This is a genomic window from Sphaerotilus sulfidivorans (assembly GCF_013426975.1).
In the GTDB taxonomy this organism is placed as follows: domain Bacteria; phylum Pseudomonadota; class Gammaproteobacteria; order Burkholderiales; family Burkholderiaceae_C; genus Sphaerotilus; species Sphaerotilus sulfidivorans.
Genome location: NZ_JACCPY010000011.1, coordinates 23,091 through 36,989, shown reverse-complemented (window position 1 = coordinate 36,989; position 13,899 = coordinate 23,091). Strand labels below are relative to the sequence as shown.

Annotated in this window: 15 protein-coding genes; 11 read left to right on the top strand and 4 right to left on the bottom strand. The window is 70.8% G+C overall.

Features of this window, described 5'->3' with window-relative positions:
- Nucleotides 1-28: 28 nt before the first annotated feature.
- Nucleotides 29-913 carry a LysR substrate-binding domain-containing protein gene (locus tag HZU84_RS08975; RefSeq protein WP_149505679.1) on the bottom strand — a complete coding sequence of 295 codons (885 nt, stop codon included), beginning with the start codon at nt 911-913 and terminating at the stop codon, nt 29-31.
- A 229-nt stretch (nt 914-1,142) separates the two neighbouring features.
- On the opposite strand from HZU84_RS08975, the gene HZU84_RS08970 reads away from it, so the two are divergent.
- The 7 genes from HZU84_RS08970 (at nt 1,143) to HZU84_RS08940 (ending at nt 7,730) form a co-directional block, all read left to right on the top strand.
- Nucleotides 1,143-1,892: an SDR family NAD(P)-dependent oxidoreductase gene (locus HZU84_RS08970; RefSeq protein ID WP_149505680.1), complete on the top strand. Its 750-nt coding sequence runs from the start codon at nt 1,143-1,145 to the stop codon at nt 1,890-1,892.
- 108 nt (nt 1,893-2,000) lie between these two features.
- The gene (locus HZU84_RS08965) at nt 2,001-2,990 is read left to right on the top strand and encodes a TRAP transporter substrate-binding protein (RefSeq protein ID WP_149505681.1); all 990 of its coding nucleotides are present in this window, start codon (nt 2,001-2,003) and stop codon (nt 2,988-2,990) included.
- Nucleotides 2,991-3,015: 25 nt separating this feature from the next.
- Nucleotides 3,016-3,543: a TRAP transporter small permease gene (locus HZU84_RS08960; protein ID WP_149505682.1), complete on the top strand. Its 528-nt coding sequence runs from the start codon at nt 3,016-3,018 to the stop codon at nt 3,541-3,543.
- Between the two features lie 33 nt (nt 3,544-3,576).
- Nucleotides 3,577-4,836 (top strand): TRAP transporter large permease, encoded by a 1,260-nt coding sequence (locus HZU84_RS08955; RefSeq protein ID WP_149505683.1) that lies wholly within the window; start codon nt 3,577-3,579, stop codon nt 4,834-4,836.
- Between the two features lie 70 nt (nt 4,837-4,906).
- Nucleotides 4,907-5,863, top strand: a complete 957-nt coding sequence (locus HZU84_RS08950) for a sugar phosphate isomerase/epimerase family protein (RefSeq protein ID WP_149505684.1) — start codon at nt 4,907-4,909, stop codon at nt 5,861-5,863.
- Nucleotides 5,860-6,720 carry a transketolase gene (locus HZU84_RS08945; RefSeq protein WP_149505685.1) on the top strand — a complete coding sequence of 287 codons (861 nt, stop codon included), beginning with the start codon at nt 5,860-5,862 and terminating at the stop codon, nt 6,718-6,720. The genes HZU84_RS08950 and HZU84_RS08945 overlap by 4 nt, the downstream gene beginning before the upstream one ends.
- Nucleotides 6,717-7,730, top strand: a complete 1,014-nt coding sequence (locus HZU84_RS08940; RefSeq protein ID WP_149505686.1) for a transketolase family protein — start codon at nt 6,717-6,719, stop codon at nt 7,728-7,730. Before HZU84_RS08945 ends, HZU84_RS08940 begins: the two co-directional genes overlap by 4 nt.
- A 27-nt stretch (nt 7,731-7,757) precedes the next feature.
- On the opposite strand, the gene HZU84_RS08935 is transcribed toward HZU84_RS08940, so the two are convergent.
- The 3 genes from HZU84_RS08935 to HZU84_RS08925 all read right to left on the bottom strand — a co-directional run bounded on the left by HZU84_RS08935 (nt 7,758) and on the right by HZU84_RS08925 (nt 10,755).
- On the bottom strand, nt 7,758-8,072 hold the full coding sequence (locus tag HZU84_RS08935; RefSeq protein ID WP_149505687.1) for a DUF3861 domain-containing protein: 315 nt from the start codon (nt 8,070-8,072) through the stop codon (nt 7,758-7,760).
- Between the two features lie 26 nt (nt 8,073-8,098).
- Complete coding sequence (locus HZU84_RS08930; RefSeq protein WP_219340905.1) at nt 8,099-8,554, bottom strand: PadR family transcriptional regulator; 456 nt, start codon at nt 8,552-8,554, stop codon at nt 8,099-8,101.
- A gap of 224 nt (nt 8,555-8,778) precedes the next feature.
- Nucleotides 8,779-10,755 carry a phage integrase family protein gene (locus HZU84_RS08925; RefSeq protein WP_149505689.1) on the bottom strand — a complete coding sequence of 659 codons (1,977 nt, stop codon included), beginning with the start codon at nt 10,753-10,755 and terminating at the stop codon, nt 8,779-8,781.
- Nucleotides 10,756-10,851: 96 nt separating this feature from the next.
- Between HZU84_RS08925 and HZU84_RS08920 the strand changes: the two genes are divergently transcribed.
- From HZU84_RS08920 to HZU84_RS08905, 4 genes are all read left to right on the top strand, one after another.
- Complete coding sequence (locus tag HZU84_RS08920; RefSeq protein WP_219340904.1) at nt 10,852-11,073, top strand: hypothetical protein; 222 nt, start codon at nt 10,852-10,854, stop codon at nt 11,071-11,073.
- Between the two features lie 47 nt (nt 11,074-11,120).
- Nucleotides 11,121-12,107 (top strand): DUF6976 family protein, encoded by a 987-nt coding sequence (locus HZU84_RS08915; protein ID WP_149505690.1) that lies wholly within the window; start codon nt 11,121-11,123, stop codon nt 12,105-12,107.
- A gap of 141 nt (nt 12,108-12,248) precedes the next feature.
- Entirely contained in the window at nt 12,249-13,424 is a 1,176-nt protein-coding gene (locus HZU84_RS08910; RefSeq protein ID WP_375139029.1) for an iron-containing alcohol dehydrogenase, read from the top strand.
- Entirely contained in the window at nt 13,421-13,870 is a 450-nt protein-coding gene (locus HZU84_RS08905; RefSeq protein ID WP_149505692.1) for an acyl-CoA thioesterase, read from the top strand. The genes HZU84_RS08910 and HZU84_RS08905 overlap by 4 nt, the downstream gene beginning before the upstream one ends.
- The last annotated feature ends 29 nt before the right edge of the window (nt 13,871-13,899 follow it).

The window sequence follows — 13,899 nt, the reverse complement described above, 5'->3', positions numbered from 1 at the left end:
GGTCCGGCCTTCGGGCCGCAGGGCAGGCTCAGGCGCCTTGCGCCTGCCCCATCATCCAGCCGCAGAAGCTCTCCACCTCCGGCCGCTTGCCGTGCCGGGCCGGGTGGACGAGGAAATGCGCCTGCAGGCTCACCGCCCAGAGCGGATCGAAGACCGGCGCCAGCCGGCCCTCGGCGAGGTGGCTGGCGGCGATGGTGGCGCTCTCCAGCGCCACGCCCAGGCCCTGCACCGCCGCATCCATCGCCAGCTGCGCGCGGTCGAAGCGCAGCGCGAAGCGCTCGGGCGCCTGCGTCACGCCACGGGTGGCCAGCCAGTCGCTCCACTGCACCAGGCTCACCGTGCTCTGGATCAGCGGGGTGTGCAGCAGTTCCTCGGGCTGGCGCAGCCGGTGGCGGGCGATGAAGGCCGGGCTGGCCAGCGGCAGAATCTGCTCCTGGAAAAGCGGACGCACCACCAGATCGGGCCAGTGCGGCACGCCGTAGCGGATGTCGATGTCGGCCTGACCCAGCGCGAAGTCGCTGTGCGTCGGCGAGGCCGACAGGAACAGCGAGATGCCCGGACATTCCTGCGCGAAGCTGGCCAGCCGCGGCATCAGCCACAGGCTGGCGAAGCTCGGGCTGGCGTGCACATACAGGCTGTTGCGCACGCCCTGACGCACATCGTCGGTGGCCGCGCCGATGGCGCCCAGCGCGCCGCCCACCCGCCGCAGATAGCCTTCCCCGGCCGCCGAGAGCTGCACGCCCTGCGCCGAGCGCTCGAAGAGCTTCACGCCGAGAAAGTCCTCCAGCCGGGCGATCTGGTGGCTGACCGCCGAGGGCGTCAGGGCCAGCTCGGCGGCGGCCAGCGCGAAGCTGCGCCGGCGCGCGACCGCCTCGAAGGCGATCAGGGTGGGCAGGGGAGGGAGTCGGGCCATCGGCGGGTGAAGGTGCGTGAGAAGACAAGGCAGGGCGCGCAAGGCTCTCGGCCCTGACGCCAAAGGGGCAACCGGGACAACCCTCGGGTGCAGCGCATCATGATGAACCTTCATGTAACCCTGAAATACTATCGCTTGTCGTCATGTCCGTGCCTGCGAAGAATCGCGTCACTTCCAACACCTTCCCCGCGATTTCCCCACGACGGATTCTTCCCAAGGAGACATGCAGATGCTGCTCAAGGACAAGGTTGCCCTGATCACCGGCGGTGCCGGCCTCAACGGTCTGGGCTTCGCCACCGCGAAGATGATGGCCGCACAGGGCGCGCGCGTCGTGCTGCTCGACCTGGAGCGCGCCGACCCGGCCGGCGCTGCCGCCCAGCTCGGCCCGCAGCACCTCGGCGTCGTCGCCGACGTGACCGACAAGGCCTCCTGCGAGCGTGCCGCCGCCGAGGTGCTGGCCAGGCTCGGTCGCATCGACATCCTGTTCAACAACGCCGGCATCACCCAGCCGCGCAAGACGCTCGACATCACCGGCGCCGACTACGACGCGGTGCTCGACGTCAGCCTGCGCGGCATGCTCTACATGTCGCAGGCGGTGATCCCGGCGATGCGCGAGCAGAAATCGGGCTCGATCATCAACACCTCGTCGGTCAGCGCGCAGCGCGGCGGCGGCATCCTGGGCGGCCCGCACTACTCGGCCGCGAAGGCCGGCATGCTCGGCCTGGGTCGTGCGATGGCGCGCGAGTTCGGCATCGACGGCATCCGTGTCAATGCGGTCACCCCGGGCCTGATCGCCACCGACATCAACAAGGGCCTGATCCCGGAGGACCGCATGAAGGGCATCCTCGAGCAGATCCCGCTCAACCGCATCGGCGAGCCGGCGGATGTGGCCGGCTGCGTGGTGTTCCTGGCTTCCGATCTGGCCAAGTACCTCACCGGCGTCACGCTCGACGTGAACGGCGGCATGCTGATCCACTGACCCATGGATCCGCGGCCCGCCCGGGCCGCGTGCGCGGATCCACGTACACCGCCCGGCCGGACCGGGCGGCAGGATCCGCCTTTACCCCGACAACACAGGAGACAAGACATGCAACGCAAAACCCTGATTCGTGCCGCGCTGGCCGTGGCAGCCGCGCTGGCGATGGCACCGGCCGCGATGGCCCAGACGACCAAGCTCACGCTGGGCCACGGCGCCGCACCGGGCAATCCACGCCACGAAGCTGCCGTGAAGTTCGCCGAGCTGGTCAAGGCCAGGACGGCCGGCCGCATCGAGGTGCAGGTCTCGCCCTCGGCACAGCTCGGCGACGATGCGGCGATGGTGACCGCGCTGCGCACCGGTGCGCTCGACCTGTCGGCCAACTCGCAGGGCGCGGTGGCCGCGGTGGTGCCGGAATATGCCGCCTTCGGCATGCCCTTCCTGTTCGCCAGCCTGCCGCAGGCCTGGAAGGTGCTCGATGGCGCGCTCGGCAAGGAGCTGGCCGACAAGTCGGCCGAAAAGGGCCTGATCGTGCTGGGCTACTGGGACAACGGCGTGCGCCACATGTCCAACAGCAAGCGTCCGATCCTGAAGCCGGCCGACCTGCAGGGCATGAAGATGCGCACCCCGCCGGATGCGGTGACGGTCGACATCATGAAGGCGCTGGGCGCCGAGGCCCAGCAGATCAAGTTCGCCGAGCTGTATGTCGCACTGCAGCAGGGCGTGGTCGACGGGCAGGAGAACCCGCTGATGAACATCCATGCCTCGAAGCTGTACGAGGTCAACAAGTTCGTCTCGCTGACCGGCCACAAGTACGAGATGACGCCCTTCCTGATGAGCAAGCGCTCGTGGGAGCGTCTGCCCGAGGCCGACCGCAAGGCGCTGAACGAGGCCGCCGCCGAGGCCACTGCGCTCCAGCGCAAGCTCTCGCAGGAAGCCGACGAGAAGCTGGTGGCCGAGCTCAAGGCCAAGGGCGTGCGGGTGGACGTCGCCGACAAGGCCGCCTTCGAGCAGGCCACCGCGCAGGTCGACGACAAATGGATGGCCACCCCGATCGGTCCGTTCGTGAAAAAGGTGATCACGGCCGCGCGCGGCCAGTGATCGCATCCGCAGCGGAGACCTCGCCATGAAACTCGTCGAACGCGCGATCGTGCTGATCTGCCAGTCGGTGATGTGGATCGCCACCTCGGTCATCTTCGTGATCCTGTGCGCCAACACCGTGCTGCGCTACGCCACCGGCAGCAGCCTGCAGTGGGCAGCCGAGCTGCCCGAGCTGCTCTTCCCATGGCTGGTGATGGCCGGGGTGGTGCTCGGTGCGGCCCACGGATCGCACATCACCACCAGCTTCCTGGTCGAGACGCTGCCCGCGCCGGTGCGCCGCGTCATCGCGCTGGTCGGCTGGCTGCTGGTGGCGGCGCTGTACGCGGTGCTCAGCCGCGCCACCTGGCAGATGCTGGAGATCGTCGCCGACGAGAAGTCGCCGATCCTGCAGGTGCCCGGATCGGTCACCTACGGCTGCGTGATGGGTGGCATGACGATGCTGGCGATGCTCGCGCTGCTGTCGGCCTGGCAGGTCTGGCAGGGCGGGGCCGCACCGGCACCGGCGGCCGCACTGCCGGTCGCCGACGAGACCCCCGAGGTGCGCGCGGCCTGAGGCCGGCGCACCGGTGACACGGAGAGTGCTTCCATGACATCCCTGATCCTTCTTGTCTTCGGTGTCGCCGCGGTGGCGGCGGTGCCGATCGCCCATGCGCTGCTGATGGCGGCGATGGCCGCCGCCGCCACCTCCGACCGCATCCCGCTGGACCTGCTGGTGCAGCAGATGGTCGCGCAGGTGCAGAGCTTCCCGCTGATCGCGATTCCCTTCTTCATGCTGACCGGCGCGCTGATGATGGGCGGCAAGCTGGGCGAGTCGCTGATCGGCGTGCTCTCCTCGTTGATCGGTCGCTTCCACGGCGGCCCGGCCCAGGTGGGCGTGCTGTCGTCGACCCTCTTCGGCGGCGTGTCGGGCTCGGCGGTGGCCGACGCTTCGGCCATCGGCTCGCTGCTGATCCCGTGGCAGAAGCGGCTGGGCTATCCGCCGGCCTTCTCGGCGGCGACGCTGGCGGCTGCGGCGACGATCGACATCCTGATCCCGCCGTCGATCCCGATGATCCTGTTCGCGCTCTCCAGCAACACCTCGGTGGCCTCGCTGTTCGTGGCCGGACTGCTGCCGGGCTTCCTGCTGTGCGGCGGCTTCATGTTCGCCTGCTGGTGGGTGGGCAGGCGGCGCAACTTCCCGCGCGACACCACGCCGCTGGACTGGACGCGCTTTCGTCGCCAGCTCGCCTACGCCTCGCCTGCGCTGCTGCTGCCGGTGCTGATCATCGCCTTCCTGCGCTTCGGCATCGCCACGCCGACCGAGGTCGCGGTGCTGTCGACGCTGTATGCCGGCCTGGTCTCGGCGCTGATCTACCGCGATCTCGGCCTGAAGCGGCTGCACCGTGCGGTGGTCGAGGCCGGTCTGGCCACCGGCGTGGTGCTGCTGGTGATCATGGCCTCGGCGGCGATCGGCTGGCTGCTGACCTTCGACCGCATGCCCGACGGCGTGGTCGGCTGGGCCCAGGCCCACCTGGAGAGCGGCTGGAGCGTGATCCTGATGATGAATCTGCTGATGCTGGTGTGCGGCATGTTCATCGACCTGCCTGCGGCCGTGCTGCTGCTGACCCCGGTCTTCGTGCCGCTGGCCAACGCGATCGGCATGGACCTGGTTCAGCTCGGGATCATGATGACGGTCAACCTGGCGGTGGGGCTCTACACCCCGCCGGTGGGCACGACGCTGTTCATCACCAGCGCGGTGGCCAAGGTCAAGGTGGGCGAGACGGTGCGCGAGCTCGGTCCGTTCTACCTGGTCGCCTTCGGCGTGCTCTTCCTGGTGTCCTACTTTCCCTCGCTGATTCTGCACTGAGCAGGTCCTGCACGGACCCGGGCGGATCGCCCACCGGGTCCGCCCCTCCTTCTTCCGGAAAGCCACCCCCATGACCTCCGCAGCGATGCCGGCAGACGCCGGCAGGGGGGCGGCTGCGCCTGCCGCAGCCCGCCCGACCCGTTCCGTCTCGATCTCCGGCGCGCCGTATGACGGCCACCCGGTGCCGCACATGCTCGAGAGCCTGGCGCGCATCGGCGCAACCCACGTCGAGCCGGCCTTCATCGTCGGCTACACCGAACCCTTCGACGAGAGCAGCTTCACCGAAGCCCGCGCCGTGGAATATGCGCGCTGGCTGGCGGAGGCCGGCATCCAGTGCCACGCGATGAGCTCGCACATCGACCTGGGCCGCCCGGACGCGCTGACCGTCTTCGCCGGTCGCATGGCGTTCGCCGCGCGCATCGGCGCCCGGGTGATCAACACCAACGCCGCGGCGCGCGCCAACGAGGCGCGCTTCCACCAGAACATCCAGCAGCTCGCCCGTCTGGCCGAGGATCTGGGGCTGCTGATCGGGCTGGAGAACCCCGGCGACGGCAGCGACAACCTGCTCAACATCGCCGCCGACGGCCCCGGCCTGATCGCGCGCATCAACCACCCGCATGTCGGACTGAACTACGACGCGGGCAACACCATCTCGCACCGCCCCGGCGTGGACACGGTGAGGGATGCGCTGGCGGCGATGCCGCTGTGCGTGCACACCCACATCAAGGATGTGCGCCGCACGCCCCAGGGCTATTTCTTCACCGGCCTGGGCGAGGGCGAGATCGGCTGCGACCGCATCGTGCAGGCGCTGGCAACCCTGCCGGCCGCGCTGAACCTGAGCATCGAGATCCCGATGCGGCTGCACCGCGGCCCCGACGCCCAGCCCAGCCGCTCGGCCTGGCGGGTGCCGCTGGCCGACATCGAGGCGCGCCTGAGCGCGGCGCTGGACTTCGTGCATCAGCACCTGGCCGCCGGCGAAGTGGCAGGCACACCCCCTGTTTCGCAACTTCCGGAAACGTCCCGATGAACGCCCTCACCGATCCGCAGCAGGACGCCGCCGCGCTGGCGGCGCTGCAGCAGCGTGCCCGCCGCATCCGTCAGCTGGCGGTGCGCATGGGCGAGGTCCAGGGCCAGGGCTATGTCGGCCAGGCGCTGGGCATCGCCGACGTGCTGGCCGCGCTCTATGGCGAGTTCCTGCAGCACGACCCGGCCGAGCCGAAGTGGGAGCAGCGCGACCGCTTCCTGCTGTCCTGCGGCCATTACGCGATCGCGCTCTATGCCGCGCTGATCGATGCCGGCGTCATCCCCGAGGCCGAGCTGGAAACCTACGGCAGCGACGACAGCCGCCTGCCGATGAGCGGCATGGCGCAGTACACGCCCGGCATGGAGATCTCCGGCGGCTCGCTCGGCCAGGGCCTGACCATCGCGGTGGGCATGGCGCTGGGCCTCAAGCACAAGGCCTCCGAACGCTGGGTGGTCAACCTGATGGGCGACGGCGAACTGGACGAAGGCAGCACCTGGGAGGCGGCGCAGGCCGCCGCCCACCACGGCCTGTCCCGGCTGCTGGCCATCGTCGACGCCAACAACATGCAGGCCGACGGCCCCTGCAGCGGCGTGATGCGCTACGAGCCGCTGGTCGAGAAGTGGCAGGCCTTCGGCTGGATCGTGCGCCGGGTCGATGGCAACGATCTGGCCGCGGTGCGCCGGGCGCTGGCCGAACTGCGCGCCAAGGCCGGCAGCGCCCCGCGCATCCTGATCGCCGACACGAAGCTGGGCCGCGGCGTGCCCTTCCTGGAGTCGCGCGACAAGGCGCATTTCATCCGCGTCGAGCCGCAGGAATGGGCGCTGGCCCTGGCCGCGCTGGACGAAGGAGTTTCCGAATGAACACCGCCACCACCGAAGCCCCCAAGGCTCGCCTGAAGACCAGCGCGATGATCGCCAGCATCGCCGCCGAGGGCCAGCGCACCACGCCGGCGCCCTTCGGCCACGCGCTGGCCGCCCTGGCCGAGAGCCGCCCCGAGATCGTCGGCCTGAGCGCCGACCTGGCCAAGTACACCGATCTGCACGTCTTCTCCCAGCGCCACCCCGAGCGCTTCTTCCAGATGGGCATGGCCGAGCAGGTGCTGATGGGCGCCGCCGCCGGTCTGGCACACGAGGGCTTCGTGCCCTTCGCCACCACCTACGCGGTCTTCGCCACCCGGCGCGCCTACGACTTCATGCACCAGGCGATCAGCGAGGAAGGCTTGGCCGTGAAGATCTGCGCCGCGCTGCCGGGCCTGACCACCGGCTACGGCCCCAGCCACCAGGCCTGCGAGGATCTGGCGCTGATGCGCGCCATGCCCGGCATGACGGTGATCGACCCCTGCGACGCGCTGGAGATCGAGCAGGCGGTGCCGGCCATCGCCGCGCATGCCGGGCCGGTCTACATGCGCCTGCTGCGCGGCCAGGTGCCGCGGGTGCTCGACGAGTACGGCTACCGGTTCGAGATCGGCAAGGCCAGGCTGCTACGCGACGGCCGCGATGTGCTCATCGTCTCGACCGGCCTGATGACGATGCGCGCGCTGGAGGTGGCCAGCGCGCTGGCCGCCGATCAGGTGGATGTGGGCGTGCTGCATGTGCCCACGCTCAAGCCCTTCGACGAGGCCACGATCATCGAGGCCTGCCGCCGCGAGGGCCGGCTGGTGGTGGTCACCGAGAACCACACCGTCATCGGCGGGCTGGGCGAGGCGGTCGGTGCGGCGCTGCTGCGCGCGCGCGTGATGCCGGCGGGCTTCGTGCATGTCGGCCTGCCCGACGCCTATCTGGACGCCGGCGCGCTGCCCACGCTGCACGACCGCTACGGCATCTCGTGCGCGGCGATGTGCACGCGCATCCGCAGCGAACTCGACCGCTGAAGGCGCATCAGACCCGCGCCAGCTCGTTCAGGACGGATTGTTCTGGAGGGTGTGGGCACCCTGCTTCAAGCGCTTCATGAAGTCGCGGAAGTGCGGTGCCAGCTCGGCGAACAGCGGGTGGCCGCGGTTCTCCAGCATGACCTCGCCGAAGAGCTTCAGGCCGATGGCCAGCGCGGTGGCGGTGTCGGGGTCGAAGTCGCCGCGGCCGCGCATGCGCTGGGCGATGGCCAGAATGTCGTCGTGGTTGCCGGTCTCGAACTGCAGCGGCGCGGCGTGGATCGACGGGTTGCCGTGGGCATCGGCCAGATGCTCGACGGTGATGCGGTAGCGGTGCTGTTTCATGGGGTGCTCCTGGTGTGCCGGGATGCTCAGAGACGGCCGATCTCGACGGCGGCGCGGTCGATCGCCTCGGCGATCTGGCGCACGGTGGCCTCGTCAGGCGGCGTGTCGCCGTCGAAGCGCAGCCGCAGCGCGGTCTTCAGGTTCTCCATTGCGCGCTGGATGTCGGGCACGCGCCGGGCGCGGGCCTGGTCACGGGTGTGCGCCAGCCGGGCCTCGATGCGCGCCAGGGCCTCGGCCTGCTCGGCGAGGTGGGCGCGGCCGGCTTCGGTCAGCGCGTACTGGCGACGGCTTCCCTCGGTGGCGACGGCCTCGGCCAGGCCGAGGTCTTCCAGCATCGTCAGCAGCGGATAGATCGTGCCGGGGCTCGGACTGTAGTCGCCGCCGACCTGCTCGCCGATGGCCTTGATGACCTCGTAGCCGTGGCTGGGCTGGCGCGACAGCACCTGCAGCACCAGCAGCTTCAGGTCGCCACCGTCGAACATGCGGCCGCGCCGACCGCCGGGGCCACCATGACCGCGCCGGCCTTCGCCGGCCTCCGATGCAAAAGGAGAGGCGAGGTGAGGAGGGAAATGTCTGGGATGCATGTCTCTCAAGATTTTCAAGATGGATCAAAGATATATCTTGAAAGACTCGAGATTAATCGATGCACTGAATGTCCCTGCGGCGAGCAAGTGCATGCGGCGCTACCGCGCCGCCGCAGGCGGCTTCAGCCCTTGTCCCAGACCTTGCGCATCGCCCGCAGCCGCTGCCGCTGCTCGGTGGTGACATAGACGGTGGTGGTGGCCAGCGAGGCGTGGCCGAGGTTCTGCTGCGCGATCTCGATCGGCAGGCCGTGCGCGATGGTGTGGCTGGCGTGGCTGTGGCGCAGCCAGTGGGTGCTGGCGCGCTCCAGCCGCAGCGCGCCGCGCTCGTCGCCCTGGGCGCGCCAGACCGCCGCGGTGCGCAGGAAATGCGCCTTGAGCTGGTCGTAGAGCGTGGAGCCGGCGATGCCGCCGCGCGCGTCCGACGCCGAACGCTCGCTCCGCTCGGCCAGATGCGCGGCCAGCCCCGGCGCCCGTTCGGCCAGATCCGTCGCACGACCGAGCAGGAAGACATCGCGCTGCGCCGGATCCTGCAGGTCGCCCGACAGCCCGCGAGAGACCAGATAGCTGGCGAGCTGGCGCACCACGTCGTCAGGCACAGGCACCTGGCGCACCCGCCGGCCCTTGCCGACGACGCGCAGCATCCAGCCCTGCTCGGGCAGGCCGTCGTCGCCCTCGGGCGGGAACTCGACCCATTCCAGATCGCCGGCGCGCGCCGCGACGATCTCCGACAGCCGCAGCCCGGTGGCGTAGAGCAGCCGCAGCGCCACCCGCAGCCGGTGCGAGGCCGAGCCGGGCGGCAGCTGATCGAGCTCGGCGTCCAGCCGGCGCCACTGCGCCGGCGACAGGCTGCGCGCGGTCTGCAGGCGCGGCGCGATCGAGCGCGGCACGCTCACCGCGCTCCACGGATTGCCCATCAGGTAGTTCTGGTCGACCAGGAAGCGGTAGAGGTTCTTCAGCACCGTCAGCGCATGGCGCTGCGCCGAGGGCGACAGCGGCCCCTCGAAGGGCCGCCAGGCTGGCGACCAGCGCTCGCGGCTGCGCGGCGCACACCAGCGCGAGGCCGGCTGCGGATCGGCCAGGAAGTCGCGGTAGGCCACGCAGTCCTCCTGCGTCATCGACGACAGCGCCCGGCCGCGCTGCACGATCGCCCACAGCACGAAGCGCTCGGCCTCCTTGCGGTAGGCGCGCTGGGTGTGCGAGCCCGGCGTCTTCGAGGCGATCCAGGCCTGCACCGCGGCCAGATCGTCCTCGGCGGCCAGCAGGCACTGCGCCTGCGGCCGGCGAAAGCGTCCGTCGCGGCCGTCCAGCCCGGCGGGCACGATCAGCCGCTCGATCGGCACGACCGCGGTGGCCGCGGTCACCAGTTCGCCGCGGGTCGACGGATTCAGCGCGCGCCGGGGCAGGGCGGCGCGCGCGTCCAGGCGCAGGCCGGGGCTGTCGCCATGCTCGTGCAGCCAGTCGACCAGGCGTGCGGCCTTGACCGGTCCGACCGCACGCACCCCGCGCCACCAGCCCGGCCCGATTGCATTGATGCGCTCGGCCAGCTGGCCCAGCAGCAGCAGGCCGGCGGCTTCCAGATGCCCGGCCAGCGCCGGCGCGAACCAGGCGCGCACCGCGTCCGCCGCCTGCGGCACCTGCGCGCCCTGCAGCTCCAGCCAGCGCAGCGCGTCGAGCTGGCGCCGCACCAGGCGCTGGCGGCGCTGCAGACGCCGGCTGGCGCGTCCGTGCGCGGCCTCGAAGGCAGCGATCTGCACCGCCTCGGGCTCGTCGTCCAGACCCTGCGCCTCGGCGAATTCCGTCAGCGAAGGCAGCGCCGGATCGGGCGAGCCCAGTGTCTGCACATCGAGCTGCAGCAGCCGTGCGAGCTGGAAGCGGTCGGTCTGCAGCGCGATGCGCACCAGCGCCTCGCGGATCCAGCGCAGGGTCGAGCGCACCACCCGCGCGTCGCCCGCCTCGCCCTCGATGGCCAGGTAGCGGCGCCAGCAGTCGCCATGGTCCAGCCCCTGGACCACCGCGCGCATGAAGGCGAAATGACCCAGGTGCAGGCGCCGGGGCGACAGCGGGCGGGCGGCAGGGGCAGGGGCAGGCGACAGGCTCATGCCTGGATTGTCGACAAAACCTGGAACGCTGCAGGCTCAAGTCCCGACATCACCCGTCGATACCCCACGGGCCATCCACTCCAACGAAGACGCATCATGGCCATTCCCGTCCCCCCGCCGTCCCACCCCTGCTGGCAGCGCATGGCCAGCGGCGGCATGAGCCGTCTGAAGACCACTCACCTGGGCACGCAGATGCTGGCCAAGCGGCTGGAGCGCAGCAGCGATCCGGTGTCCTCCAAGGCCGCCGAGATCCATGCCTTCTTCGCCAAGTGGGAGCGGGTGCTGGCCGCCGAGCTGGCGCAGGTCACGACGATCTGACGCCCCGCCACGCCGCACCGAACCGCATCTCACCGAGGAATTTCGCGATGAACGAACTGATTTCCGTCGCCGCCGCTGCCGAGCTGATCCGCAACGGCACCGCCCTGAGCATCGCCGGCACCGCAGGCGCGCTGCGCACGCTGCCGGCCGGCAACTGGATCGGCGGCACGATCCCCTATTTCATGGTCTCCGGCGGCGGCGTGGTCGTCGGCGACGACCGCGTCTTCGTCACCGATCTGTCCAAGGTGGGCGCCGAGGTCCGCATCGCCTGCTACGGCCCCGACGAGCTGGCCCGCATCACCGCCGAGGCCTTCGACAACGGCTTCTCGCTGACCATCATCCCGGCTGGCGGCCAGGCCCACGGCCGCTTCGCGCGCGAAGCCACCGACTCGGCCGACGCCTTCCTGAAGCCGACGGTGGGCTGGATCTCCGGCATCCACCTCGACGACATGGGCCGCGCACACGCACTGGTCTTCGACGGCCGCAGCGGCCGCGAGGTCGAGGACGGCGCGGTCGTCGCCCACATCCGCCTGCCCGACGACAAGCTCGCCTCGGTCGAGATCGTCAACATCTTCGAGCAGGACGACGGCGACGTGCTGCGCTTCGACCAGGTCGGCTTCGAGGCGACCGAGTGCACCGTCAACGGCGAGCGCGTCAACCTGGCGAAGTACCTGGAAAAGCGCGGCGCCACCGACGGCCGCCTGCCGCTGGTGGGCGACTATGCGGGCGCCTGCATCAACGTCTCCTTCCAGTCGATCGACGTCGACAAGGGCCAGGTGGCGTTCTACGCCCCGGTCTTCACCGGCATCGACTACCGCCTGGCCCGCCCCGTCGGCGACTACGCGGCCGAGTTCCGTCGCCGTCTGGCCGAGTACGACGCCACCGGCGCGGTGTTCTCGTGCAACTGCATCCTGAACTTCCTGTTCGGCGAGTTGGAGGGCAAGGCGATCGGCGGCGTCGAGGGCCCGGTGACCTTCGGCGAGATCGCCTACCAGCTGCTGAACCAGACCATGGTGGTGGTGCGAGTGCAGTGAGGCCCGCCCGGGTCCGGGGGCGTCTTCGCCTCCGGATCTACCCGCGGCCTGTCGCGCAGGTGACGGCCGCGCCCTGCCGGCTCCGAACAATCGGCCCTCGTCGCACATGACCAGGGAGAGATGCCGATGTCCGCCGAGCCGCTGCCCGCCTTCGTGTTCCAGACGGTGCGCCGCATCGAGAGTGCGCCCGGGCTGGCCCGTCGCCTGGGCGAACTGGTCCGCAGCCTCGATGCCCCGGGGCGCAGCGCGCTGATCGTCACCGATGCCTTTCTCGCGTCCAGCGGCCTGATCGCGCCGGCCCGCGCCTCGCTGGAGGCGGCCGGCTGGCAGGTGGCCGTCTTCGACGCGGTCACGCCCGATCCGTCCGAGGCGGTGGTCGAGGCGGCCCGCCAGGCCGCACTCGCGCATGGTGCCGGGCTGATCATCGGATTCGGTGGTGGCAGCAGCATGGATGTGGCCAAGCTGGTGGCCTGCCTGGCGCGGCCCGGGGCGCCGGCGCTGGCCGAGCTCTACGGCATCGACACCCGCGCGGTCGCGCGCCTGCCGCTGGTGCAGGTGCCCACCACCGCCGGCACCGGCTCCGAAGTCACCCGCATCGCCATCGTCACCACCGGCGCGGACACCAAGGCCGGCGTGGTCAACCGCGCGCTGCTGGCCGATCTGGTGCTGCTCGACGCCGAACTCACCGTCGGGCTGCCGCCGGCGGTCACCGCCGCGACCGGCATCGACGCGATGGTGCACGCGATCGAGGCCTTCACCAGCCGGCTGCGCGCCAATCCGCTCTCCGACCTGCTGGCCGTCGACGCGCTGCGCCGGCTCGACCGCCACCTGATGGCGGCCGTCGCCGACGGCCGCGACCTGGCCGCGCGCGAGCAGATGCTGCTCGGCGCGATGCTGGCCGGCATGGCCTTCGAGAACGCGCCGGTCGCGGCGGTGCATGCGCTGGCCTATCCGCTGGGCGGGCAGTTCCATCTGCCGCACGGGCTGAGCAACGCGCTGGTGCTGACGCCGGTGCTGCGCTTCAACCGGCCGGCAGCGCAGGCGCGCTATGCCGCGCTGGCCGCGCAGCTGCTGCCCGAGGCGAGCGCCCGCCTGGACGAGGCGCAGCGCTGCGAGGCCTTCATCGCGCATGTGGCGCAGCGGGTGGCCGACTGCGCGGCCTGCGGCCTGGCGCAGCGGCTGCGCGACTGCGGCATCCCGCGCGACGCGCTGCCCGGGCTGGCGGCCGCCGCGATGCAGCAGCAGCGCCTGCTGCAGAACAACCCGCGTCCGCTGTCCGAGGCCGACGCCCTGGCGATCTACGAGGAGGCCTGGTGAGCACGCTGCCCCCGACGACCCGCGCCGACTACCCGCATGTCGGCAGCGTCAGCACCCGCTGGAACGACAACGACCGCTACGGCCATGTCAACAACGCCGTCTACTACCAGTACTTCGACAGCGTCATCAACGAGGTGCTGATCCACCAGGGCGGCCTGGACATCCACCGCGGCGAGGTGGTCGGCTTCATCGTGCGCTCGGAGTGCGACTTTCTCGCGCCGGTCGCCTATCCCGGCCTGCTGGAGGTCGGGGTGGTGGTGCGCCGGCTCGGCCGCTCCTCGGTCACCTACGAGACCGCGCTGCTGCGCCCGGGCGAGGACCGGCCGGCCGCGATCGGCCGCATGGTCCATGTCTTCGTCGACACCGCGACCGGCCGACCGACCGACATTCCGGCGCCGATCCGCGCGGTGCTGGAGCGGCTGCTGCGGCCGCGGTCCGGTGGCTGAGCCCGGCCCTCGTGGGTCGGATTCCTTCG